Source organism: Nonomuraea recticatena (genome assembly GCF_039533245.1).
Taxonomy (GTDB): Bacteria; Actinomycetota; Actinomycetes; order Streptosporangiales; family Streptosporangiaceae; genus Nonomuraea; species Nonomuraea roseola.
The window spans coordinates 92,331-116,246 of sequence record NZ_BAAATE010000018.1 but is presented as its reverse complement, the minus strand read 5'-3'; the positions used below and the strand labels follow the sequence as shown (position 1 = coordinate 116,246).

Below are 23,916 nucleotides of genomic sequence, written 5' to 3'. Positions count from 1 at the left end.
TGGTGCTGCGAACGTAGTGTTGAATCGACTCAAAGTCAATGAGTCGAAACCCGCAGATTCGCGTACTCGCCGATCATCGGGGCCATCTGCCGCAACCCGATCTTGCCGCCGGTCAGCGGGCTGTCGTCCTTCCAGGTGAAGGAGGTCAGGCCGTTGACCTGGAAGGAGATCTCCCCCCGGCTGATCGTCAGCTTCATGGCATAGGGCCCCTGGGCGTCCATGACCGCGGGCAGGGGGTCGGCGCCCTGCGCGACGAGGTGGAAACCGTAGCTCTTGCGCAGGTTGCAGGTGTGCAACGAGCGCTCCGACGGCCACATGCGGCGGAAGTACGAGACATGGTAGGCGTCGAGGTCGCCGTGGTGGTACTGCTCGTAGGGCCCCGTGCGCGGGGCCAGGTCGAACAGATCCTCGCCCCGCCTGCCTCTGGCGTGGAAGAACATGATGCACAGGCCAGGCTCGCGCACCGGCCAGAAGTCCCACTCGACGGTGACGTCGGCGGGGAAGTCGTCCGGGCACCACAGCACGATGTTGGCCGCCTGGCCGTCCTCGGGCGGGCGCAGGCTCTCCAGGCGCAGCCTGCCCTGGGGGAAGGACAGCGCCCCGTCGCCCTCGAGGCGGAAGCCCTCCAGGTCGGAGGGGCCTGCCAGTGCGTTGCGATACAGCTCTGTCACGTGCCGGCTCCCGGTCGGAGGCTGGACTCCCTCACCACCAGATCAGGCTGGAAGATCACCTGTCTGTGGCTGTGCCTGTCGGGCTCCTCGACCTCTTCGAGCAGCAGGTCGATCGCCGTACGGCCGAGCAGGTCGCGCGGCTGCCTGACGGAGGAGAGCGGCACCGCCGAGGCGGCGGCGAAGTCGATGTCGTCGTAGCCGACGATGGCCACGTCGTGCGGCACCCGCACCCCCTGCGTGGTCATCGCCTGGAAGAAGCCCAGCGCGAGCAGGTCGTTGGCGCAGAACACGGCCGTCGGCCTGGACGGCGGCGGCAGCGCGGCGACGCGCTCCCCCGCTGCCCTGCCCTCGGCGATGCTCAGCGCGGGCATCGACAGCGTCTCGAGCACGACGCCCTCGGCCGCCTCGACGGCGCTGGTGATGCCCGCGTGACGGTCGGCGACCTGCTGGAAGGAGAGCGGCCCTCCGACGAAGGCGACGCGCCTGTGCCCCTGCTCGATGAGGTGGTTGCCGGCGAGCCTGCCGCCCAGCCTGTCGTCCACCGACACCGAGCACTGGCTCCCGTGAGCGGCCCTGTCGACCAGGACCACAGGGGTTCCCCTCGCGGCGAGCTGGAGCAGCCTGGGGTTGTCGGCCTCCACGGGCGTGATCAGGATGCCGAGCACGCGCTGCTGTTCGAGCTGGTCGAGATGGCGGCGCTCCCTGTGCGGGCTGGCCGCGCTGTTGCACAGCACGACCATGGTGTCGTGCTCGTCGGCCAGCGCCTCCGCGCCCTGCGCGACGTCGGCGAAGAAGGGGTTGGCCACGTCGAGCACGACCAGCCCGACGGTGCGGCTGCGCCCGACCCGCAGGTGGCGGGCGACCTCGTTGCGGACGAAACCCAGCTGGCGGATCGCCGCGAAGACCCGCTCTCTCGTGGCGGGAGAGACGATCTCGGGGCGGTTGAGCACGTTGCTCACCGTGCCCACGGAGACGCGCGCCAGCTGCGCGACCTCCTTGATGTTCGTGGTGGCCATTGATCCTCACGAAGCCTTCCCCGCTGTGAACGGGGCTCATCATAGCGGGAGGCATGATCTTTTTGAATCGTCTTAAGGCCTCATGATGAGAGGGTACGGCACGCGCGAGGTCGCGTGCCGTACCCTCGGATGGATCAGAGGCGGGTGATCCGGACGGCGTCGGCGACGACGTAGCCCACGCCCGACGTCCAGCGGCTCACGCCGACGACGTCGCGGTCACCGGCGTTGAGCGTGAAGGTGCCGATGCTGCGCCAGCCTCCACCGCCCGAGCGCTGGTCCACGAAGACCGTCTGATTGCCGCTCGACGTGGCGACGATGTACGGCGCCGAGCTGTTGTAGCCGGGGTCGGAGGGGTACCAGACCTCGACCCGGTAGCTGCCGGTGCTGGGCAGGTTGGCCCTGAACCAGGCGGGGTCGCTGGCCGCGACCGGGCTCGCGAAGCGGTAGTCGGCGCCGTGGCGCTGGGCGGAGTAGGACGAGGTGCCCCAGTTGGCGCTGGCGGTGAAGGCGCCCGAGTTGTCGACCGTGGCCGACCAGGTGCCGCCGCCACCACCGGTCACGTACGACATGTAGGTGGTCCAGTTCCAGTGCGGGCCTGGGTCGGTGTGCGTGGCGCCGGGAACCTGGTTGTGCCCGATGATGTGGGTCCGGTCCTTGGGGATGCCGTACTTGTCGCAGATGTGGCGGGTCAGCGCGGCCGAGGCGCGGTACATCGCGTCGGTGAACCAGGAGGCGTCGCTGACCCAGCCCTCGTGCTCGATGCCGATGGAGCGGGTGTTGTAGCTCCAGTTGCCCGCGTGCCAGGCGACGTCCTTGTCGCGGACCATCTGCGTGGTGGCGCCGTCGGAGGAGCGGATCACGTAGTGGGCCGAGACGTTGGCGCTCGGGTTCTGGAACCAGGAGATGGTGCCGGCGTAGGAGCCCTGGGTCACGTGAACGATCACCCGGTCGATGGCGTAGCTCGACGGGCGGCTCGAGGCGGTGTAGTTGCCGGAGTTGGCCGGAACCCAGCTGGCGTTCGGGTAGTCAGGGCTGGCCGCGACCGCCCTGGCGTTCAGGTCCTGCGCCGCGGCGTACTCTCCCCTGTCGGCGGTGACCTCGCGGGGCGCCACGCGCAGGCCCTTGGCCTTGAAGCCCAGCCCGAGCAGTTCGTAGACGGCGTCGGCGTACAGGCGTGAGAGCTCGGGGGTGGAGGCGTTGCCGTACCTGGCGACGGCGCGGTACCAGCGGCCCTCGTCCTTCCTGGCCGCCTCGTCGAGGCCGAGCTCGTCGGCGATGGAGCGAAGGACGGCGGCGCCGCCGAGGATGTTGGCTTCCGTGTCGGCGCGCAGCTTCTCCACCGGCAGGCCCGTGAGCTCGGCGGCCTTCTCCAGCGTGTGCGTGGTGGGGTTGCTGACCAGGTGCATCACGCCGTAGCCGCCGCTGGCGCTGGGGCTGCCGTCGTGGCCGTCGAGGTGCGTCTCGGCGTAGGCGATGGCGGCCAGCAGGTCTCGCGGGACGTCGTGGGCGGCGGCGGCCTTGTCGAAGGCCGCGCGCAGGGGGTCCCGGTCGGCGAGGGCGGTGTGAGCGGGGTGCGCGGCGAGGATGAGGAGGGCGGAGAGGGCGGTAGCGACAAGGGCGACTAATCGGCGCATGAGCGCTCCTCGTGCAAGGGGGGTGTCCCCTTGCACCATAAGAGGGTTCATGACTGATGTCGATAATTGACATTACATAGCCAGTAGATGAAAATTTTCGCCTTCCGGGTCTTGTCGAGCCGCCCGCCGATCGTCACCATGCGAGCTGTGACCCGATTAGCGGCTCTCCTCGCCCTCGTGCTCACCGCCCTCGTCTCCCCCGCCGCTCCCTCCGCCGCCGCTCTCTCCGCCACCTCCGCCACCTCCGCCGCGTGCGTCCCCGACCCGGCCACGCCGAAGCGTCAGTTCAGGGCGATGTGGATCTCCTCGGTCGCCAACATCGACTGGCCCAGCAGGACGGGGCTGTCGGTCTCCGCCCAGCAGGCCGAGTTCCGCTCCTGGCTCGACCTGGCCGTCCAGAAGCGGATGAACGCCGTCATCGTGCAGGTCAGACCCACAGCCGACGCGCTGTGGCCCTCGCCGTACGAGCCGTGGTCGCAGTGGCTGACCGGCACCCAGGGCGGCAACCCCGGCTACGATCCGCTGGCGTTCATGGTCGCCGAGGCGCACGCCCGTAACCTGGAGTTCCACGCGTGGTTCAACCCCTACCGCGTGGCCAACCACGACGACCCGAGCCGCCTCGTCGCCAGTCACCCCGCCAGGAAGAACCCGGGGTGGCGCTTCGCCTACGGCGGCAAGCTCTACTACAACCCCGGCATCCCCACGGTCCGTGACTTCATCGAGGACGCCATCATGGACGCCGTCACCCGCTACGACGTGGACGGCGTGCACCTCGACGACTACTTCTACCCGTATCCGGTCAGCGGGCAGGCCATCCCGGACTCGGCCACGTTCGCGCAGTACGGCGGCGGCTTCTCCAACGTCGCCGACTGGCGGCGCGACAACGTCAACCTGCTGGTGCGCGAGCTGGACGAGCGCATCCACGCCGCCAAGCCGCACGTCGCCTTCGGCGTCAGCCCGTTCGGCATCTGGCGCAACGCCTCCACCGACCCGCTCGGCTCGCGCACCTCGGGCCTGCAGTCCTACGACTCCATCTACGCCGACAGCCGCCGCTGGGTGAAGCAGGGCTGGGTCGACTACCTGACACCGCAGCTCTACTGGCACATCGGCCACGCCGCGGCCGACTACGCGGTGCTGACGGCCTGGTGGTCGGAGGTGGTGAGGGGCACGGGCGTGCAGCTGTACGCGGGACAGGCCGCCTACAGGACGGGCGCCTCAGGGCAGGACCCCGCCTGGCAGGACCCCGCCGAGCTCAGCGACCACCTGCGGGTCAACCGCGCCCATCCCGAGATGCTCGGCGACGTCTACTTCAGCGCGAAGGACGTGCGCGCCGACCGGCTGGGCGGCTTCTCCAGGGTGGTGGCCGACCACTACTCGAGGCCGGCCCTGATCCCGCCCAGAGGGACGGCGGGCGCCCCGCCCGCTCCCACGATCACCTCGGTCACCCAGGGGCCGGGGGGCACGACGGTGTCGTGGCAGGGCACCGGCGCGGCCTCCTACGCGGTCTACCGGGGAGAGGCGGCCGACCCCTGCCTGGTCACCGACGCCCGCAACCTGCTCGGGACCACGAGAGGGACCTCCTTCACCGACCCCTCCTCGGGGCAGGGGACCTACCACGTGAGCGCCCTCAGCAGGACGCACCAGGAGAGCGGGGCGTTCAGCGTCGTGGTCGACGGCCCCTCCGCGAGCTCGGCGTGGGGCACCTCCGCCTACTCCGCGCAGCGCCACGGCGCCGACTACCGGTTCGCCGCTCCTGTCGCGGCCAGCGACCCGGCGTGGTTCCCCGCGGCCGTACCCGCCACGGGCAGCTACCGGGTGGAGGTGTGGCATCCGGCCGACCCCGGCTACAACAGCGCCACGCCGTACATCGTGTCGGCGGCGGGAGGCGCCAGGACGGTCCTCCTCGACCAGCGCACGGGCGGCGGGCAGTGGCGCTCGCTCGGCACGTTCACGCTGAACGCGGGTACCTACAACGTGGTGGGGGTGAGCAGATGGACCTCCGCGACGGGCTACGTCGTGGCCGACGCGGTCCGCGTCAGCGCGAGCCCGTGACCCGCCCCTCCTGACGGGCGACCGCCGGTCGGGGACCCCGTCACGGCGGGTCGGTGACGTGGATCCTGACGGCGCGGAACTGCGCCGGCGTCTCCTGGAGCACCACCAGCCTGGGGTCGGGCACCGTGAGGAACGGCTCGGCCTCCAGGGCGAACAGCGGGGCGAGCCTCCGCTCGGCCCGCATCAGGTCGACGGCCTTGCGGTCGCCGCCGAACACCACCGCGGCCATGCCGTCCAGGTGCGGCGACAGCACCCGCAGGGCGGTGTCGGCGGCGGCCTGGTAGGTCTGCCCGGCCTGGTTCTGCCTGCGCCTGGCGAACCGCTGCTGCGACCAGCCGCCCGCGGCCGTGCGCCCCTGGACGTAGCGGGAGTCGACCTTGGAGGCGATCAGCCTGCTGCCATGGAAGACGCCCGCCGCGTAACCGCCGAGACGGACGAGCACCACGCCGACCAGGCGCTCGGCGCGGGCGTGGGTGACCAGGGTGGCCACGCGCGGCGCTCCCTGCGGCAGCGGGGGGAAGGGCGCGTGGCACTCGGCGAGCGCGCCGTCGGCGGCGGCCAGCCGTACGACGTGGTCGTCGCCCGTGGACTCGAAGGGACCGTGCCTGTCGGCGAACCCGTCGATCCAGCGCTGGAGGCGTTCGGGCGGCACCGCGACCCAGCGACCCCCGCCCTTCGCGGGCCTTGCCTTCACCGTCGCAGCGTACCGGGTGGCACCGATCCGCCGCCCCGGCAGAGGAGGAGCGTGTGCGTTGCGAGCCTGGCTCCCATCGGTGGAGTGAGAGCCGGGTTGACCTCGGAACTCATGGCGAAATATCGGTGAACTTCGCGCCGTGCGCCTTATGGAGCTGGTGAGAGGCGCCCACAATGTGGAGGTGTCTCTTCAGACTCCCCTGCTTCCCCCGCACGACCCGGAAGCTTCCGCCTCGGTCTCCCCAGTGGTCGATCTCGAGACCGGCGGTGTCATCGCGTTGCACGTGCCGCCAGGCGCCTCCGAGCTCGCCCCCGGCACTCTGCCCCTCCTCCTCGACCTGCCCACCCACATGGTCATCGGCGGTTCGGGAGCTCTCGCCCCGCTGCACGAGGCCCTCAGGAGGTCGGGCAGACGGCCGAGGGAGGTGATACTCAAGGTCCACGGCCCCTGTCAGGACGCCGACAGGCGGGCGCTGCTCGTCGGCCTCGACGGGCTGAGGGCGATCGGCTACCTCGTCGCCTTCGGCGGCATGGGGGTCGGCAGCCTGCCGATGGAGCTGGTCACCGAGGCCGCGCCGTACCTGATCGTGCTCGCCCCCGAGCTGGTGGCCAGGGTGCCGGACGACCACAGGCGAACGGCCGTGGGCGAGGCGCTGGCGACGCTCGCGCGCGGGATCGGCGCGCACGTGCTGACCCCCGGCATCACCGGCGAGGCGCAGCTGGCCACGGTCAGGAGCTGGGGCGTACGGCTGGCCGAGGGCCCGCTCCTTCGCCCGGGCCCCGACGGGCGGGTACGGGTGCCGCTGCCCGTGCGCAAGCCGTCGCGGACGGACCTCATGCTCGGCCCCAGGGTGCAGGAGCTGCTGCTGCCGGCGGTGACGCTGCCGGAGAGGGCGACGTCCGAGGAGGTGGTGGAGGCGTTCGGCACCGAGCCTTCGATCACCAGCGTGATCCTGGTGGACGAGTACCAGCGCCCCGAGGGCAGCCTGGACCGCAGCCGCTTCCTGCTGTCGATCGCCGGCCGCTACGGGCACGCCCTGCACGGCAAGAAGCCCGCGCTGCGCCTGGCCGATCCGCCGAGAACGGTGCCCAGGACGACGCCTGCCATCGCCGCCATGCAGGTCGCGGGGCAGGACAGCGCCCGCGTCTACGACGACCTGGTGGTGACGGACGAGGTGGGCAGGTGCCTCGGCGTCGTCAGGGTGAGCGACCTCATGCGCGCGGCCACCGGGCCGTATCGGTGATCTGGGTGAAGCCGGCGATCAACCCGTCCCTGAGCTTCAGGTCGTGGGCGAAGGCGGCCTCGAAGGGCTGACCCGTGGCCCGCGAGACGCCCCGGTAGTGCCCGAACACCACGACCCTGTCGTCACCGGCCCACACCTGCTCCTCGGGGACGGGCCTGGTGTCGTATGCGCCGAAGATGACGCCCCAGCAGCCGCCCAGGGCGCCGCGCGGCCCGTGGTGCTCGCCGCCGACGCCCATCGGCATGCCGTCGCTGACCCTCAGGACCAGGTCGGGGTGGAGGGTGGCGGACAGCGCCGCGGCGTCGCCGGCCGCGAAGGCCTCGTAGAGGCGGTCCACAGTTTTAGAGATCACTCTCTAAAACTACCGCGAGGGCGGCGGTCTCCGCCAGCCGTACGGCGGACGCCGGCACCGGCCGTCCGGCGAGCACGTGCCGTCGCACGGCCGCGACAGGCACGTCGACCAGCGCGAACGTGACTCTCTCCAGCGCCTGGCCAGGCAGTCGCGCGGCCAGGTCGCGCAGCGCGGAGGCGACCGCCGTGTTGAGCCCTTCGAGCTCCTCCCCCAGCTCGGACGGCCAGCGCTCGCGCAGCTCGGCCACGTTGTGCGCGAGCAGCAGCCGCGCCTCGTCAGGGTGCTCGGCGGCCCACCCGGCCACGTGCGAGGCCGCGGCGCGCACCGCCCGGGCGAGGTCGGGCTCGCGGGCGGCGAGCAGGAAGCCCTCCTGGAAGCGGCGCACCGCCCTGATCCACAGATGCGCGAGCAGCAGGTCGCGCGAGCCGTACCGGTGATAGACCGACCCGCTGGGCGCGCCGAGACGTGCGGCGATGGCCGTGACGGTGACGGCCTCGTGACCGCCCTCGGCGGCGAGGGCGGCGGCGGCGTCGAGGATCTGGTCGGCCGCGAACTTGGCTGGTCGTCCCACATCGGCACGTTAGCGTGCTAGAAGGGAATCGTGCTGAACAGGCGGACGCTGCTGCTGGGCGGGGCGAGCGCGACCCTCGCGGGCTGCACCACCACGACCCCGACGACTACTCGCACCACGCCACCGAAGGAGGGCTGGGAGGCCGTGCGCGCCCAGTTCGCCCTCGATCCCGAGATCGCCAATTTCGCGGCCTTCGTCCTGGCCGCCCATCCCGCCCCCGTACGGCAGGCCATCCAGCGCCACCGCGACGCCCTCGACGCCGACACCGCCGGATATCTCGAGGCGGAGGACCGCGAGGCCGCCACCAGGGCCGCCGCCGAACGCTTCGTCGGCGCCGAGGAGGGCGAGGTGGCGCTGACCGACAGCACCACGATGGCGCTGAGCCTGCTCTACTCCGGCCTGCGCCTGCGTCCAGGGCAGGAGGTGCTCACCACCGAGCACGACTTCATGGCCACCCACGACAACCTGCGCATGCTCGCCGAGCGCACCGGCGCGAAGGTCCACAGGGTGCGCCTGTACGACGATGCGGCCAAGGCGAGCGCCGACCAGATCGTGAGCGCGATCAGGGCCGGCCTCACGCCGCGCACCAGGATCGTCGCCGTCACCTGGGTGCACTCGAGCACCGGGGTGCGGCTGCCGATCCGCGCCATCGCCGACGCGCTCGCCGAGGCCAACCGCGGCCGCGACGAGCGCGACAGGGCGCTGCTGTGCGTCGACGGCGTGCACGGCTTCGGCGCTCTGGCCGACTCCGTCACCGACCTGGGCTGCGATTTCCTGGCCACCGGCACCCACAAGTGGCTGTTCGGCCCGCGCGGCACCGGCATCCTGTACGGCAGGCAGTGGGAGAGCGTCGCCCCGATCGTCCCGAGCTTCAGCAACCAGACCTTCCGCGCCTGGTTCGGCCGCACCGCCCCCACGGGCCCAGGAGGGATCATCAACACCCCCGGCGGCTACAAGGCCTACGAGCACCGCTGGGCGATGGCCGAGGCGTTCGCCTTCCAGACCTCGATCGGCAAGGACAAGATCGAGGCGCGGACGCTGGAGCTGGCCACCCGCCTCAAGGAGGGCCTGGCCGCCGACCCACGGGTGCGGCTGATCACCCCGATGAGCGCGGAGCTGTCGGCGGGTCTGGTCTGCTGCGAGATCGACGGCGTCACGCCCTTCCAGGCGGTCGAGCGCCTGCGCGCCCAGCGCATCCTCACCAGCACCACGCCCTACCTGCAGGTCTACCTCCGCTTCGGCACCTCGATCCTGACCAGCCCCGAGCAGGTCGACAGGGCCGTCAAGGCCGTGGCCGCGCTCCGATGAGAGCTGCGCGGCCGTCTGTCAGACGAGCCTGGTCACCCCGCCGGAGTCGAGGTCGTAGCGGGCGCCCACCACGTGCGGGAGCAGCGGGCGCAGCCTGGCGACTGTGTCGCGGGTGTGGGCGGCGATCATCCGCTCGATGTCGGGGGTGTAGACCCCGCGCAGCGCCTCGACGATGCGCTGCAGGTCTCCGGGCAGCGTGACGCGGTCGCGGATGGCGTGGGCGGCGGCGGTGACCGCGCCGCAGCGCTGGTGGCCGAGCACCACGACCAGGGGGACGCCCAGTTCCTCGGGGCCGTACTCGACGGCGCCCAGCACCAGGGGGTCGAGGGTGTGCGCCGCCGTCCGCACCACCAGCAGGTCGCCGACGCCCACGTCGAAGACGACCTCGGGCGGCACTCTGGAGTCGATGCAGGACAGCACGACGGCGTAGGGATGCTGGCTTGTGGCGACGTAGCGCCTGCGGGAGGGGTCCTGGTGGGGATGGCGGGCCCTGCCCGCCATCCAGCGCCTGTTGCCCGCCGACAGCGCCGCCCAGGCCCGCTCCGCGCTCACCGGCTCCCGCAGCTCGCGGGGCGCGCGGCGCTCGGGCACGGCGGGCACCGCGCGGCCGAAGGCGACCCCGCCCACGAAGCCGGCGCCTGACAGGGCGGCGCCCCCGACGAGGGCGCCGCCGACCAGCACCCGCCGGCGGGAGATCAGTTCGTCACGCACAGTGACGAGAATGGTACTCCCCGCGGCCGGGCGCTATAGCCTGCAGGCGTAGATGTCCGTGACCAGGATGGCGCGGGCGCCGATCTCCCAGAGCTGGTCCATCACCTGCTGGTGCCCCCTGCGCGGCACCATCGTGCGGACGGCCACCCACCCCTCGCGGTGCAGCGGCGAGATGGTCGGCCCCTCCATGCCGGGCGTGAGCTTGCTGGCCTGTTCGATCTGCTCGGCGCGGATGTCGTAGTCCATCAGCACGTAGTCGCGGGCGTGGATGACGCCCTGCAGGCGGCGCACGAGCTGCTGGGTGCCCGGCGTGTCGGTGGCGCCGTGCCGCCTGATCAGCACCGCCTCGGAGCGCATGATCGGCTCGCCGAACACCTCGAGGCCGACGTTGCGCAGCGTGGTGCCGGTCTCGACCACGTCGGCGACGGCGTCGGCGACGCCGAGGTGGATGGCGGTCTCGACCGCGCCGTCGAGCTTGATGACGCGGGCGTCGACACCGCTCTCCGACAGGTACTTCTCCAGCAGCCCCGCGTAGGAGGTCGCGATGCGCAGCCCGTCGAGGTCCTGCACGGAGGACATGGCGCCCGCCTTGGCGGCCAGGCGGAAGGTGGAGCCGCCGAAGCCCAGCGGCAGCATCTCCTCCACCGGCGCGCCCGAGTCGAAGAGCATGTCGCGCCCGGTGATGCCGGCGTCGAGCGTGCCCTCGCCGACGTAGACGGCGATGTCACGCGGGCGCAGGAAGAACAGCTCGCAGTCGTTGTCGGGGTCGACGACGACCAGCTCCTTGCTGTCCTTCCTGGTGCGGTAGCCGGCTTCCTTGAGCATGGTGGCGGCGGCCTCGTTGAGGGCGCCCTTGTTGGGTACGGCCAGCCGTAGCATCGTGGCGAACCTTTCAGAGGTACTTGTAAACCTGGTCGAGCCCGATGCCACGGGCGATCATGAGGCACTGCACGTGGTAGAGCAGCTGGGAGATCTCCTCGGCGGCGCGGTCGTCGGACTCGTGCTCGGCGGCCATCCAGCTCTCGGCGGCCTCCTCGACGACCTTCTTGCCGATGGCATGGACGCCGGCGTCGAGCGCGGCCACGGTGCCAGAGCCCTCGGGCCTGGTGCGTGCCTTGTCGGACAGCTCGGCGAACAGCTCATCGAAGGTCTTCATGATCTCTCTCGGTGCTCGGCAGATGTGCTGTGTTCAGACTATCCGCCCTCAGGCCCCACGACCCTGAACGTCCGCCACCCGAGACGGCTGCGCCCAGAAGATCGTGCCGGGGCCGCGCAGCTCGACGCCGCCGGCCGAGCCGCGCGAGAACGCCGACTCGCCCGCGCGCAGCAGCCTGCCGTCGACGGCCACCTCGCCCGCCGTGCAGACGAGGACGCGGGGCAGCCCGCCCTCCAGGCGCGTGTCAGGAGCCTCGAGGCGGCCGAGCGCGAACTCGGGGACCGGCACGCTGTAGAGCCCGTCGACGGCCTCGACCCGCAGCGGCTGGGCGGCCGCGTCGGTGACGCGCAGCAGTTCGTCGACGTCGATCGGCTTGCTGGTCAGCCCGGCGCGCAGCACGTTGTCCGAGCCGCCCATGATCTCCACGCCGAACCCGCTCACGTAGGCGTGCAGCACCCCCGCGCCGAGGAACAGCGCCTCGCCGGGCCGCAGGTCGTGCCGGTTCATCAGCAGAGGGGCCAGCACCGCGGGGTCGTCGGGGTACTGCTCGGCCAGGCGCGTCACGAGGTCGTGGCCGAGCCGCTGCGCCGCGGCCACGACGGCCTCGACCAGCCTCTTGCGCTCGGGCCACTCCAGCAGCAGCCGCAGCGCGCCCGCCGTGTCGCCCTCGCGCAGCCGCGCCACGACCGGCTCCAGCTCGGCCACCTCGAGCTCGGCCAGCAGCCGCGCCGCCTCCTGCGGTGCGCGGAAGCCGGCCAGGCCGCTGAACGGCGTCAGCGCGCAGATCAGCTCGGGCTTGGGGTAGGCGTCGACGTAGGCGCCGCGCGCGTGGCCCGCCTCGGCCTGCTCGGCCGAGGGGTGCACCTGCAGCGACAGCACGCTGTCGACCGCGATCAGCTTCAGCAGGTACGGCAGGCGCGCCCCGAACCGAGCGAGCGTCTCGGCGCCGAGCTCGCCCTCGGGGTCGTCGGCGATCGCCTCGTCGAGCGTGCGGCCTCGCTCCACCAGCAGGGAGGGCCCGGAGGGGTGGGCGCCGAGCCACATCTCCGCCTCGGGCTCGGGCGAGGGGCTCGGACGCCCCGTCAGCGTCGCGATGGCGGTGTGCGAACCCCAGGCGTAGTGCTTGACGGGGTTGGAAAGCAGCTCTGTCACAACGTCTCCGAATGCGCGGGGGCGGCCGAGGTCGAGACTATCGCGCCGCCCCAACCTGGTGAACCGGGTAAGTGACCCCCGGCTCCCCTGGCCCTCACCTGGAGGGCGCCTCACCGCTCCGCTCGTTCACGCACCTCACCGGCGGCTCGGCCACCGGCCTGCTGAGCGTGAAGCGGTGGCTCTCGCCCGGCAGCAGCGTGATCAGCTGGTCGTCCACCTCGGCCGCGGGATCGACCCTGTCGGGGTAGATCGTCAGGTCGCGTACCAGGGTGTGCGCCTCGACGAGCACCTCGCGCCCCTCCACGGTGAGCGTGAAGTCGGCGGCGGGCAGGTCGAGGTCCTTGTCGGGCAGGAAGAACCACCACGCCCTGTGCTCCCCCGCCGTCACCGTGATCAGCTCGCGGGCGGGGTCGCCGGGGGTGGCGATCGTCAGGTGCGCCGTGGCCGCGCCGCGCGGCTCCACCTCGAGCGTGAAGCTCTCCGCACGCAGCTCGGAGCCGTCCATCGCGTGCCGTACCGCCCGCACCTCGGCCGTCCACCCCTCGGGGCCGTCGTTGACGGCCACCACCGCCAGCCCCTCCCCCCGCGGCTGCACGGTCAGCAGCCGGTCGGCGTAGGCCCTGCGCAGCGCGTGGAAGAGCGGCTTCTTCCGGCCGTCGCCGTCGATCGCCGACCAGGAGGTGACCGGCCAGCAGTCGTTGAGCTGCCACACCACCGTGCCCGCGCAGTGCGGCCACAGCGACCTGAAGTGCTCGACGCCCAGCTGGATGGCCCTGGCCTGGTTGACCTGCGTCAGGTAGTGCCAGTCGTCGAAGGTGACAGGCGCGGGGAAGTGCGCCTCGAGCCCCACGGCCAGCTTGCGGTTGCCGTCGATCGCCTTCTGGTGGTGGAGCAGGCCCGGAGAGTCGGGCGCCGGCGGCTCGTCGGAGATGGCCCTCCTGATGGTGGCGTAGGCGGCCGGCGCCTGGAAGCCGAACTCCGCCACGAACCTGGGGGTGTACTCCCTGTAGGCGGTGTAGTCGCGCTCGTTCCATACATCCCAGATGTGGATGTTGTGGTGGTCGGGGTCGTTGGGGTGCACGTCCATGGAGCCGGAGTACGGGCTGCCAGGCCAGTACGGCCTGCCGGGGTCGAGCTCCTCGACGATGCCGGGCAGCAGGTCGAGGTAGTAGCCCTCGCCCCAGGTGCGGCCTTCGAGGGGTTCGCGCCAGTTCCAGTCGGCGTAGCCCCAGATGTTCTCGTTGTTGCCGCACCACAGCGCCAGGCTGGGGTGCGGCATGAGCCTGGCCACGTTCTGCCTGGCCTCCGCCTCCACCTCCTCGCGCAGCGGCGTCTCCTCGGGGTAGGCGGCGCAGGCGAAGAGGAAGTCCTGCCAGACCAGCAGGCCGAGCTCGTCACACAGGTCGTAGAAGTCGTCGCTCTCGTACAGCCCTCCGCCCCAGACCCGCATGAGGTTCACGCCCGCCTCGCACGCCTGGGCGAGCCGGGCGGCGTAGCGGTCACGGCCGATCCTGGAGGGGAAGCAGTCGTCGGGGATCCAGTTGACGCCCTTGGCGAAGACCGCCACGCCGTTGACCTTCAGGGTGAAGGCCCCCGCCTCGGTGTCGAGCTCGACGGTCCTGAAGCCGATCCGCGCCAGCCGGCGGTCGAGGACGTCGCCGGAGCCAGGCGCGGCGGTGAGGGTGACCTCCAGCTCGTGGAGGGGCTGCTCGCCGTACCCGCGGGGCCACCACAGCGCGGGATCTGGCACCTCCAGCTCCACCACGGCGGAGTCGGCGCCGGGCGGGAGCGCTCCCACGACCGACACGCCCGCGACCGCCGCCGTGACCCACAGCTGCCCTTGCGACCGCGCCGACCGCTCGACCTCGACGTGGACGGCGACCCTGCCCACCCCGCCTTCCACGGTCACGACGGGACGGACCTCGGCCAGGCGCGCGCCGCTCCACGAGTGCAGCCCGATCGGCTTCCAGATGCCCGCCGTCACCAGGGCCGGACCCCAGTCCCAGCCGAAGTTGCAGGCCATCTTCCTGATGAAGTTGTAGGGGGCGGCGTAGGCGCCGGGACGAAAGCCCAGCTCCTCGCGCAGCCGCTCGGCGTGCTCGACGGCCGAGGAGAAGACGACGCTCAGGCGGTTGGCGCCCGGCCGCAGCGCGTGAGCCGCCTCGAACCGGTAGGAGCGGTGCATGTTGGCGCTCCGGCCGATCACGACACCGTTCAGCTCGATCCTCGCGACGGTGTCGAGCCCTTCGCAGACCAGGTCGGTGCGCTCGTGCCCGGTGTCGTCCCACTCGAAGGCGCTCTCGTAGTGCCACTCCTCGCCCCCGATCCACGTCAGGGCGTCCTCGTTGGCGTCCAGGTAGGGATCGGGGATCAGTCCCGCGGCGAGCAGGTCGGTGTGCACGCAGCCCGGCACGGTCGCGGGCGCCACCACCTCCCCTGAGGCCGATCGGACGGTCCAGGAGTCGTGCAGGGGGCGAAGGGGGGTCATCGACTCTCCGAGGGGAAGGCGTGGCCGGGCGGGACAGGCCCACACTAGACGCTGACGGCGCCTTCCCCACGGGATTTGCTGAACCGATTAATCTGCCCACGCAAAAGGCGCTGCCCGCCGTGCCTCTCCAGGAGGCAGGGCGGGCAGCGCCGTCAGGCGGTGGGGTCAGCGGCCGAAGCGGCGACCCGTGTTGCCACGGTCGGAGCGGAAGCCGCCCGTGCCGCGCTCCTCCGAGCGGAACCCGCCGGTGCGGGGCGCGCGGTCGTCGCGGTTGGCCGACAACGGCCGGGCCGGCCTGTCGTCGGAGCGGTAGCCGCCGGTGCGGGCGCCGCCGCCGCTGGAGAACGGACGCGCCGGCCTGTCGTCGGAACGGTAGCCGCCGCGCTCGTCGGAGCGGTAGCCACCGGTGCGGGGCGCGCGGTCGTCGCGGTAGCCGCCCGAGCGGGGAGCCCGGTCGTCGCGGTAACCACCGGTGCGGGGGGCGTCGCCGGTACGGGGCGCCCTGTCCTCACCGTAAGCACCCGTGCGAGGCGTCTCGCCCGAGCGGAAGCCGCCGGGACGCTGGCCACGGTCGTCGGAGCGGTAACCGCCCTGGCGGCGGTCGCCGTCGAAGGCGCGGTGCGGACGGCGCTCGCCACCGAAGTCACCGCGCGGAGCGCGGTCACCACCGGCGGGACGCTCGCCACCGAAGTCGCCACGCGGAGCGCGGTCGCCGTCGAAGTCGCGGCGAGGACGACGGTCGTCGCCTGCGCCGAAGCCGCCCTCAGAGGTACGGCGCGGGCCACGGTCGCCACCGAAGTCGCGACGACGGCCGCCGCCGCGACGCTCGCCGCCGTGGCCGCCGCTCTCACGGCGAGGACGCAGCGGCTTGCGCACGTCGGGCTCCCACACGGGGATGGACTCGCCACTGGGCCTGCGGGCCCCGGTGACCTCGGCGATGCGGTCGCTGCCCGGCTCGGCCTTGAGCCTGAACGGGTGGATGCCCGCCCTGCGGGTGAGCTGGTCGGTCGAGCGGCGCTCGTTGGGCAGGACGAGGGTCACGACGGTGCCCTTCTCGCCCGCCCGAGCGGTACGGCCGCCGCGGTGCAGGTAACTCTTGTGGTCCTGCGGCGGGTCGACGTGCAGCACGAGGCTGATGTTGTCGACGTGGATGCCGCGGGCCGCGACGTCGGTGCAGACCAGGACGTTGACCTGGCCCTCCTTGAACTCGGCCAGGATGCGGGTGCGCTGGTTCTGGCGCTTGCCGCCGTGCAGGCCGCCCGCCTTGACGCCGACGCGGGCCAGCTGCTTGCACAGCCTGTCGACACCGTGCTGGGTCTTGACGAAGATGATCGTCCTGCCCTCACGGTTGGCGATCTCGGCGGTGACGTCGAACTTGTCGTCGCGCGTCACCTGGATCACGTGGTGCTCCATGGTGTCGACCGGGGAGGTCGCGGGGGCGATGGAGTGCGTGATCGGGTCCTTGAGGAAGCGCCGCACCAGCTTGTCGACATCGCCGTCGAGCGTGGCCGAGAACAGCAGCCTCTGGCCGTCGGCGGGGGTCTGCGAGAGCAGCTCCGACACGACGGGGAAGAAGCCGAGGTCACACATGTGGTCGGCCTCGTCGAGGACGCTGACCTCGATGGAGTCGAGCGAGCACTCGCCCTGGCGCATCAGGTCGCCCAGACGGCCCGGCGTGGCGATGATGACGTCCACGCCGCGGCGCAGCGCCTCGATCTGCTTGCCCATGGACATTCCGCCGACGACGACCTTCATGCGCAGGCCCAGGCCGCGGCCGAGGGGCTCGAGCGCGTCGTGCACCTGCAGCGCGAGCTCACGCGTCGGCACGAGGACCATCGCGCGGGGACGGCCGGCCTGCGGCCTCACCCCGGCGATGCGCGCCATGGTGGGCAGACCGAAGGCGAGCGTCTTGCCCGAGCCGGTCTGTCCGCGACCGAGGACGTCGTGCCCTGCGAGCACGTCGGGGATCGTCGCGGTCTGAATGGGGAACGGGCTGTCGATGCCCTGACGGGACAGTCCGGTCACGAGCGGCTTGGGCAGGCCCAGCAGCTCGAATTCCGAAACGCCCTTCTCCTCGACGGAGATTTCGGGCATGGCAGCGTCAAGCATGGTCACGAAGGTCGTGCCTTTCAGTCGAAGTGGCGCGTCACTTCTGCGAAAAGGACGAGCCGGGACCGTACGGCGATGCCGTACTCAGTGCGAGGGGCGGACGTATCGGACGCCTGCCGGGGTGGGGACCGGGCCACTTCTGGACCCGTCAACGCGCACCCAAGACCGGCCGCAGGCGGCATTACGCACGATGGTGCGTCAGGTGCACATGTTGCCAACGCGCGGGAAGGTCGTGCTATTCCCGGCGGGGCTTCGGACCTTCCGGAGCCCTGGCATGCTGAAACGGCTGGTGCTGGGAACACCAGCCGTGCAGCAAAAGATCAGACATTGAATCCTAGCATACGCAGCTGGTCGCGCCCGTCGTCGCTGATCTTGTCGGGGCCCCACGGCGGCAGCCACACCCAGTTGATCTTGACGTCGGAGACCATGCCGTCGAGGGCGGAGTGCGCCTGGTCCTCGATGACGTCGGTCAGCGGGCAGGCCGCGCTGGTCAGCGTCATGTCGATGGTGGCCACCGGGTGGCCGCCCTCACCGGGGTCGAGGTTGAGGCCGTAGATGAGGCCCAGGTCGACGACGTTGATCCCGAGCTCGGGGTCGACGACGTCCTTGAGCGCCTCCATGACCTCCTCGACGGTGGTGTCACCGTCGTACGCCGTTGTCGGGGTTTCCACCGGCTTGCTCATCTCTTAGGCACTCCTCACAACAGCGTCCTTGTAGGCCATCCACGACAGCAGCGCGCACTTGACGCGCGCGGGGAACTTGGCCACGCCGGCGAAGGCCACCGCGTCGCCGAGCACGTCCTCGTCGGCCTCCACCTGGCCCCTGCCCTGCATGAGCCTGGTGAACTCGTCGACCACCGACAGCGACTCCTCGACCGTCGAGCCGGTGGCCAGCTCGTGCAGCACCGAGGCCGCGGCCTGGCTGATGGAGCAGCCCTGCCCGTCGTAGGAGACGTCCTCGATCTTGCCGCCGTCGCCGAGCTTCACCCTGAGCGTGATCTCGTCGCCGCACGTCGGGTTCACGTGGTGGACCTCGGCGTCGTACGGCTCGCGAAGCCCCCGCCCCTGCGGGTGCTTGTAGTGCTCCAGGATCAGCTCCTGGTACATCGACTCGGCGATCATGTCAGGCGAACACCTTCTGCACGTGGTGAAGACCCTTCACCAGGGCGTCGATCTCGCCCGTGGTGTTGTACAGGTAGAACGACGCCCGCGTCGTCGCGGGTATTCCGAACCTCAGGTGGAGCGGCCGCGCGCAGTGGTGCCCGACCCTCACCGCGACGCCGAACTGGTCGTCGAGGATCTGCCCCACGTCGTGCGGGTGGATGCCCTCCATCGTGAAGGAGAGCGTGCCGCCTCTGCCGTCCAGGCCCTTCGGCCCGATGATCCGCAGGGTGGGCACCTCGCCCAGCGCCTCGAGCGCGTACGCCGTCAGCGCGCGCTCGTGCTCCTCGATGGCCTGCATGCCGACCCCGTTGAGGTAGTCGACCGCCGCGCCGAGCCCGATGGCCTCGACGATCGGCGGCGTGCCCGCCTCGAACTTGTGCGGCACCGGCGCGTAGGTCGAGCGGTCCATCCAGACCGCCTCGATCATCTCGCCCCCGCCCAGGAACGGGGGCATGGCCTCCAGCAGCTCGGTGCGCCCCCAGAGCACGCCGATGCCGGAGGGGCCGAGCATCTTGTGCCCGGTGAAGGCGACGAGGTCGGCGCCGAGCGCCGCCAGGTCGACGGGGTGGTGCGGAACCGACTGCGAGGCGTCGAGCATCACCAGCGCGCCGACCTCGTGGGCGCGGCGCACGACCTCGGCCACCGGGTTGACGGTGCCGAGCACGTTCGACTGATGGGCCACCGAGACGATCTTCGTGCGCTCGGTGATGACGCCGTCGGCCAGGTCGAGCCTGCCCTCGTCGGTCACGCCGAACCACTTGAGCGTCGCCCCCGTGCGCTGCACGAGCATCTGCCAGGGGACGATGTTGGAGTGGTGCTCCATCTCGGAGATGACGATCTCGTCACCGGGGCCGAGCGTGAAGCGCGGGTCGTCGTTGGTCCTGTTGCCGAAGGAGTAGGCGACCAGGTTGAGCGCCTCGGAGGCGTTCTTGGTGAAGATGATCTCGTCGCGGCTCGGTGCCCCGACGAAGGCCGCCACCTTGTCCCTGGCGGCCTCGTAGGCGTCGGTCGACTCGGTGCCGAGCGCGTGGTGGGCCCGCCCCACGTTGCTGTAGTGCATCGCGAAGTGGTCGCGCATGGTCTCGATGACCTGCGTCGGCTTCTGCGAGGAGTTGCCCGAGTCGAGATAGACCAGCGGGCGTCCGCCGGACAGCTCGCGGGAGAGGACAGGAAAGTCCTTCCTGACCCTCTCCACGTCGAACACAGCACTCATCGGTCGCTCACCACTCCTCATTGGCCTCGCGGACCCGCTCGTTGCCGGCGGGTCCACTCCGCTCACTGTGTCGGGCTCGCTCCTGGTTCATCAGGCCGATGCCTTCGTGTACGCCTCGTAACCCTCGGCTTCGAGCTTGTCCGCCAGCTCGGGGCCGCCCTCTTCGACGATCTTGCCGGCCGAGAAGACGTGCACGAAGTCGGGCTTCACGTAGCGCAGGATGCGGGTGTAGTGCGTGATCAGCAGCACGCCGGTCTCGCCCGAGGCGCGGAAGCGGTTGACGCCCTCGGAGACCACGCGAAGCGCGTCGACGTCGAGGCCCGAGTCGGTCTCGTCGAGGACGGCGATCTTCGGCTTGAGCAGCTCGAGCTGCAGGATCTCGTGGCGCTTCTTCTCACCGCCGGAGAAGCCCTCGTTGACGTTGCGGGTGGCGAAGGCTGAGTCGATCGCCAGCGCGTCCATGCCGTTCTTCAGGTCCTTGCTGAACTCACGCAGCTTCGGCGCCTCACCGCGCACCGCGGTGACGGCTGAGCGCAGGAAGTTGGAGACGCTGACGCCGGGGACCTCGACCGGGTACTGCATGGCGAGGAACAGACCGGCGCGGGCGCGCTCGTCGACCGAGAGCTCGAGCAGGTCGACGCCGTCGAGCAGCACCTGGCCACCGGTGATCGTGTACTTGGGGTGACCGGCGATCGCGTAGGCGAGCGTCGACTTGCCCGAACCGTTGGGGCCCATGATGGCGTGGGTCTCGCCGGCCCTCACGGTCAGGTTGACGCCCTTCAGGATCTCCTTGTCGGCGACGGAGACCTGCAGCTCACGAATCTCAAGGGTGGACACTTTTATGACTCCTTCGAGAGCGAGACGAGGACGTCGTCGCCGTCGATCTTCACTCGGTAAACGTTCACGGGCTTGGTGGCGGGCGGACCCGTCGGCTTGCCTGAGCGCACGTCGAAACACGATCCGTGCAGCCAGCACTCGAGGGTCCCGTCGTAGACCTCGCCCTCGCTCAGCTTCACCTCGGCATGGGAGCAGACGTCGTGCAGGGCGAAGACCTCTTCGCCCTTGCGGACCAGCGCCACCGGGGTCTCCCCCACCTCGACGCCGATGACGCCCTCGTCGGGGATGTCGCTGACCTTGCAGACCTTCTCGTAGCTCACTTCTCGAGCTCCGCCTCGATCTTGGCGAGCACCCGCTCACGCAGCTCGGGTACGGAGATCTTGTCCACCAGCTGGCCGAGGAAGCCCCTGATGACCAGGCGGCGGGCCTGGTCGGCGGGGATGCCGCGGGCCTGGAGGTAGAACAGGTGCTCGTCGTCGAGCCTGCCCGACGTCGAGGCGTGACCCGCTCCGGCGACCTCGCCGGTGAGGATCTCGAGGTTGGGCACGGAGTCGGCGCGGGCGCCGTCGGTCAGGATCAGGTTGCGGTTGAGCTCATAGGTGTCGGTGCCCTCGGCCTCGACCCTGATGATCACGTCGCCGATCCACACCGCGTGGGCGTCCTCGCCCTGCAGCGCGCCACGGTAGTCGACGTGGCTCTTGCAGTTGGGCGTGGAGTGGTCGACCAGCAGGCGGTGCTCGAGGTGCTGGCCCGCGTCGACGAAGTAGACGCCGGCCAGGTCGGCGTCGCCGCCCTGGCCCGTGTAGGAGACGCTGGGCGAGAGCCGTACGAGGTCGCCGCCGAGGGTCACCACGAAGCTGCGGAAGGTCGCGTCCTTGGCCAGCTGGGCGTGGTGCTGGGAGACGTGCACGGCGTCGTCGGCCCAGTCCTGCAGGCTGACGACCTTCAGCGTGGCGCCGTCGCCCACGACGAACTCGACGTTGTCGGCGTAGACGGCGCTGCCCTGGTGGTCGAGGACGACCACGGCCTCGGCCATCGCCTCGACCTTGACCACGATGTGGCCGTAGGCGACGCCTGCGGTGCCGCCGCCGCGCAGCTCGATCTGGATCGGCTCGGCGGGAACGGCCTCCTTGGGCACGGTCACGACCAGCGCCTTCTCGAAGGCGTTGTAGGCCTGCGCGCTGACCCTGTCGGTCGGCGCGTAGGCCTGGCCGACCCTGGCGTCGTCGCGGCCCACCCACTCGGCGCTGACGCCGGCGGGGGTGTAGGCCTGCGTGACGACCTGGCCGGTCACCTCGGCGGTGCCGTCGTGCAGGCCCTTCAGCCGTGAGAGCGGCGTGAAGCGCCACTTCTCCTCGCGCCCGGTCGGCACGGAGAAATCGTCGAGGTTGTAGGACGACTTCTCGTGCAGGGTCGACAGGGGCTTCTCGTTCAGGCCCATCAGCCGACGGCTCCTTCCATCTGCAGCTCGATCAGGCGGTTCAGCTCGAGGGCGTACTCCATGGGCAGCTCGCGCGCGATCGGCTCGACGAAGCCGCGCACGATCATCGCCATCGCCTCGTCCTCCTCGAGCCCGCGGCTCATGAGGTAGAACAGCTGGTCCTCGCTGACCTTGGAGACCGTGGCCTCGTGCCCCATCGAGACGTCGTCCTCGCGGACGTCGACGTAGGGGTAGGTGTCGGAGCGGCTGATCTGGTCGACCAGCAGCGCGTCGCACTTGACCGTGGAGGCGGAGCCGTGGGCGCCCTCCTCGATCTGGACCAGGCCGCGGTAGGAGGTACGGCCGCCGCCGCGCGCCACCGACTTGGAGATCACGCTGGAGGAGGTGTTGGGCGCCAGGTGGACCATCTTGGACCCGGCGTCCTGGTGCTGGCCCTCGCCGGCGAAGGCGACGCTCAGCGTCTCGCCCTTGGCGTGCTCGCCCATCAGGTAGACGGCCGGGTACTTCATCGTCACCTTGGAGCCGATGTTGCCGTCGATCCACTCCATGGTCGCGCCCTCGTAGGCGACGGCGCGCTTGGTGACCAGGTTGTAGACGTTGTTCGACCAGTTCTGGATGGTCGTGTAACGGCAGCGGGCGCCCTTCTTCACGACGATCTCGACGACCGCGGAGTGCAGCGAGTCGCTGGAGTAGATCGGCGCGGTGCAACCCTCGACGTAGTGGACGTAGGAGTTCTCGTCCACGATGATCAGGGTCCGCTCGAACTGGCCCATGTTCTCGGTGTTGATCCGGAAGTAGGCCTGCAGCGGGATGTCGATGTGGGTGTTCGGCGGCACGTAGATGAACGAGCCACCGGACCAGGTCGCGGTGTTGAGCGCGGCGAACTTGTTGTCGCCCACCGGGATGACCGAGCCGAAGTACTCCTTGAAGAGCTCCTCGTGCTCACGCAGGCCCGTGTCCGTGTCGACGAAGATGACGCCCTTCTGTTCCAGGTCCTCACGGATCTGGTGGTAGACGACCTCGGACTCGTACTGGGCCGCGACACCGGCGATGAGGCGCTGCTTCTCCGCCTCGGGGATGCCGAGCTTGTCGTAGGTGTTCTTGATGTCGGCGGGCAGCTCGTCCCAGGAAGCGGCCTGCTTCTCGGTGGAGCGCACGAAGTACTTGATGTTGTCGAAGTCGATGCCGGTGAGGTCGGAGCCCCACGTGGGAAGCGGCTTCTTGCCGAACAGCCGGAGGCCCTTCAGGCGAAGGTCGAGCATCCACTCCGGCTCGTTCTTGAGCGCGGAGATGTTGCGGACGACCTCCTCGGACAGGCCACGCTTGGCCGCGGCGCCCGCGGCGTCCGAGTCGGCCCAGCCGAACTTGTAATTCCCGAGGCCTTCCAGCTCCGGGCGGTCGGTGACAGTCACCTTCCGGTCTCCTTGCTCTCTTTAATCCGAACGGGGCTCACGTGAGTGGTGCAGACCCCGTCGCCGTGTGCGATGGTGGCCAAGCGCTGCACCGGGGTGCCGAGCAACTGCGCGAACGCCTCAGTCTCGGCCTCACACAGCTGCGGGAACTCCGCCGCCGCGTGCGCCACAGGGCAGTGGTGCTGGCAGAGCTGGTCGCCGCCGGACTTGGCCTTGGTGGCCGAGGCGGCGTAACCGTCCGCCGACAGCGCCTGGGCCAGCACCTGTACGCGCTGGTCTTCCGGCACTGTCCGCATGACCGGCTCAAGCCGCTGCAGCAGGCCTTCGACCTGCGAGCGGGCGAACTCGGTCACTGCTTCCTCGCCCATGCGCTCGGCCAGGAAGCGCAGCGCGCTGCCGGCGAGATCGTCATAGGCGTGCTCGAAAGCACTGCGCCCCGCGTCGGTGATGGCGAACAGCTTGGCCGGTCGCCCTCTTCCGCGCTGTCCGCGCGGGTGCACGGTGCGGGGCTCGATCATCCCGTCGGCCAGCAGCGCGTCGAGATGACGGCGGACGGCGGCGGGCGTGAGCCCGAGCCGCTCGCCGAGCGCGACGGCCGCGACGGGACCGTGTTCCAGGATGAGCCGAGCGACGCGCGCACGAGTGCTGCGCTCGCTTCCCGGCTCGATCGAGGAGGTCACGTTTTTCACAACA

The 23,916-nt window shown here is 70.7% G+C and carries 23 protein-coding genes; 3 read left to right on the top strand and 20 right to left on the bottom strand.

What is annotated here, in order from left to right:
- Window positions 1–35 precede the first annotated feature (35 nt).
- The 3 genes from ABFX50_RS29955 to ABFX50_RS29945 all read right to left on the bottom strand — a co-directional run bounded on the left by ABFX50_RS29955 (window position 36) and on the right by ABFX50_RS29945 (window position 3,321).
- Window positions 36–671 carry a DUF1961 family protein gene (locus tag ABFX50_RS29955; protein ID WP_183661868.1) on the bottom strand — a complete coding sequence of 212 codons (636 nt, stop codon included), beginning with the start codon at window positions 669–671 and terminating at the stop codon, window positions 36–38.
- On the bottom strand, window positions 668–1,687 hold the full coding sequence (locus tag ABFX50_RS29950) for a LacI family DNA-binding transcriptional regulator (protein WP_346150916.1): 1,020 nt from the start codon (window positions 1,685–1,687) through the stop codon (window positions 668–670). Before ABFX50_RS29950 ends, ABFX50_RS29955 begins: the two co-directional genes overlap by 4 nt.
- 134 nt (window positions 1,688–1,821) lie before the next feature.
- Window positions 1,822–3,321 carry a golvesin C-terminal-like domain-containing protein gene (locus ABFX50_RS29945; protein WP_346150914.1) on the bottom strand — a complete coding sequence of 500 codons (1,500 nt, stop codon included), beginning with the start codon at window positions 3,319–3,321 and terminating at the stop codon, window positions 1,822–1,824.
- Between the two features lie 138 nt (window positions 3,322–3,459).
- Here ABFX50_RS29945 and ABFX50_RS29940 point away from each other — a divergent pair, with 138 nt between their 5' ends.
- Window positions 3,460–5,373, top strand: coding sequence for a family 10 glycosylhydrolase (locus ABFX50_RS29940; RefSeq protein WP_346150912.1), 1,914 nt, complete (start codon window positions 3,460–3,462; stop codon window positions 5,371–5,373).
- A gap of 40 nt (window positions 5,374–5,413) precedes the next feature.
- Here ABFX50_RS29940 and ABFX50_RS29935 read toward each other — a convergent pair whose 3' ends face one another.
- Window positions 5,414–6,067, bottom strand: a complete 654-nt coding sequence (locus ABFX50_RS29935; RefSeq protein WP_346150910.1) for an acVLRF1 family peptidyl-tRNA hydrolase — start codon at window positions 6,065–6,067, stop codon at window positions 5,414–5,416.
- Window positions 6,068–6,248: 181 nt separating this feature from the next.
- Between ABFX50_RS29935 and ABFX50_RS29930 the strand changes: the two genes are divergently transcribed.
- The gene (locus ABFX50_RS29930; protein WP_346150908.1) at window positions 6,249–7,310 is read left to right on the top strand and encodes an EAL domain-containing protein; all 1,062 of its coding nucleotides are present in this window, start codon (window positions 6,249–6,251) and stop codon (window positions 7,308–7,310) included.
- Here ABFX50_RS29930 and ABFX50_RS29925 read toward each other — a convergent pair.
- Together ABFX50_RS29925 and ABFX50_RS29920 are read right to left on the bottom strand one after the other, a co-directional pair.
- Entirely contained in the window at window positions 7,279–7,662 is a 384-nt protein-coding gene (locus tag ABFX50_RS29925; RefSeq protein WP_346150906.1) for a nuclear transport factor 2 family protein, read from the bottom strand. The two genes, ABFX50_RS29930 and ABFX50_RS29925, sit on opposite strands and share 32 nt — an antisense overlap.
- Window positions 7,652–8,233, bottom strand: coding sequence for a TetR/AcrR family transcriptional regulator (locus tag ABFX50_RS29920; RefSeq protein WP_346150904.1), 582 nt, complete (start codon window positions 8,231–8,233; stop codon window positions 7,652–7,654). Before ABFX50_RS29920 ends, ABFX50_RS29925 begins: the two co-directional genes overlap by 11 nt.
- 30 nt (window positions 8,234–8,263) lie before the next feature.
- Between ABFX50_RS29920 and ABFX50_RS29915 the strand changes: the two genes are divergently transcribed.
- Window positions 8,264–9,541 (top strand): aminotransferase class V-fold PLP-dependent enzyme, encoded by a 1,278-nt coding sequence (locus tag ABFX50_RS29915; RefSeq protein ID WP_346150902.1) that lies wholly within the window; start codon window positions 8,264–8,266, stop codon window positions 9,539–9,541.
- A gap of 18 nt (window positions 9,542–9,559) precedes the next feature.
- Here the strand turns inward: ABFX50_RS29915 and ABFX50_RS29910 are convergent, their stop codons facing one another.
- The 14 genes from ABFX50_RS29910 to ABFX50_RS29845 form a co-directional block, all read right to left on the bottom strand.
- A complete protein-coding gene (locus ABFX50_RS29910; protein ID WP_346150900.1) occupies window positions 9,560–10,252 on the bottom strand; it encodes a carbonic anhydrase in 693 nt (230 codons plus the stop codon).
- A 33-nt stretch (window positions 10,253–10,285) separates the two neighbouring features.
- Window positions 10,286–11,131: an ATP phosphoribosyltransferase gene (hisG, locus tag ABFX50_RS29905; protein ID WP_183661887.1), complete on the bottom strand. Its 846-nt coding sequence runs from the start codon at window positions 11,129–11,131 to the stop codon at window positions 10,286–10,288.
- A 13-nt stretch (window positions 11,132–11,144) separates the two neighbouring features.
- Window positions 11,145–11,408 (bottom strand): phosphoribosyl-ATP diphosphatase, encoded by a 264-nt coding sequence (locus ABFX50_RS29900; RefSeq protein ID WP_346122360.1) that lies wholly within the window; start codon window positions 11,406–11,408, stop codon window positions 11,145–11,147.
- A 48-nt stretch (window positions 11,409–11,456) separates the two neighbouring features.
- On the bottom strand, window positions 11,457–12,560 hold the full coding sequence (gene manA / locus ABFX50_RS29895; RefSeq protein ID WP_346150897.1) for a mannose-6-phosphate isomerase, class I: 1,104 nt from the start codon (window positions 12,558–12,560) through the stop codon (window positions 11,457–11,459).
- 94 nt (window positions 12,561–12,654) lie between these two features.
- Entirely contained in the window at window positions 12,655–15,048 is a 2,394-nt protein-coding gene (locus ABFX50_RS29890; protein WP_346150895.1) for a glycoside hydrolase family 2 protein, read from the bottom strand.
- Window positions 15,049–15,213: 165 nt separating this feature from the next.
- Entirely contained in the window at window positions 15,214–17,157 is a 1,944-nt protein-coding gene (locus ABFX50_RS29885; protein WP_346150893.1) for a DEAD/DEAH box helicase, read from the bottom strand.
- 320 nt (window positions 17,158–17,477) lie between these two features.
- Window positions 17,478–17,840, bottom strand: coding sequence for a metal-sulfur cluster assembly factor (locus ABFX50_RS29880; protein WP_183661898.1), 363 nt, complete (start codon window positions 17,838–17,840; stop codon window positions 17,478–17,480).
- A gap of 3 nt (window positions 17,841–17,843) precedes the next feature.
- On the bottom strand, window positions 17,844–18,278 hold the full coding sequence (gene sufU / locus ABFX50_RS29875; protein WP_183661900.1) for a Fe-S cluster assembly sulfur transfer protein SufU: 435 nt from the start codon (window positions 18,276–18,278) through the stop codon (window positions 17,844–17,846).
- 1 nt (window position 18,279) lies between these two features.
- Window positions 18,280–19,533: a cysteine desulfurase gene (locus ABFX50_RS29870; protein ID WP_346150890.1), complete on the bottom strand. Its 1,254-nt coding sequence runs from the start codon at window positions 19,531–19,533 to the stop codon at window positions 18,280–18,282.
- A gap of 90 nt (window positions 19,534–19,623) precedes the next feature.
- Entirely contained in the window at window positions 19,624–20,370 is a 747-nt protein-coding gene (gene sufC, locus ABFX50_RS29865) for a Fe-S cluster assembly ATPase SufC (RefSeq protein ID WP_346150888.1), read from the bottom strand.
- A 2-nt stretch (window positions 20,371–20,372) separates the two neighbouring features.
- Entirely contained in the window at window positions 20,373–20,690 is a 318-nt protein-coding gene (locus tag ABFX50_RS29860; RefSeq protein ID WP_183661906.1) for a non-heme iron oxygenase ferredoxin subunit, read from the bottom strand.
- On the bottom strand, window positions 20,687–21,811 hold the full coding sequence (gene sufD, locus ABFX50_RS29855; RefSeq protein ID WP_346150886.1) for a Fe-S cluster assembly protein SufD: 1,125 nt from the start codon (window positions 21,809–21,811) through the stop codon (window positions 20,687–20,689). Before sufD ends, ABFX50_RS29860 begins: the two co-directional genes overlap by 4 nt.
- Window positions 21,811–23,223 carry a Fe-S cluster assembly protein SufB gene (gene sufB, locus ABFX50_RS29850; RefSeq protein ID WP_346150884.1) on the bottom strand — a complete coding sequence of 471 codons (1,413 nt, stop codon included), beginning with the start codon at window positions 23,221–23,223 and terminating at the stop codon, window positions 21,811–21,813. Before sufB ends, sufD begins: the two co-directional genes overlap by 1 nt.
- The gene (locus ABFX50_RS29845; RefSeq protein ID WP_312896082.1) at window positions 23,220–23,912 is read right to left on the bottom strand and encodes a helix-turn-helix transcriptional regulator; all 693 of its coding nucleotides are present in this window, start codon (window positions 23,910–23,912) and stop codon (window positions 23,220–23,222) included. Before ABFX50_RS29845 ends, sufB begins: the two co-directional genes overlap by 4 nt.
- Window positions 23,913–23,916: the final 4 nt, after the last annotated feature.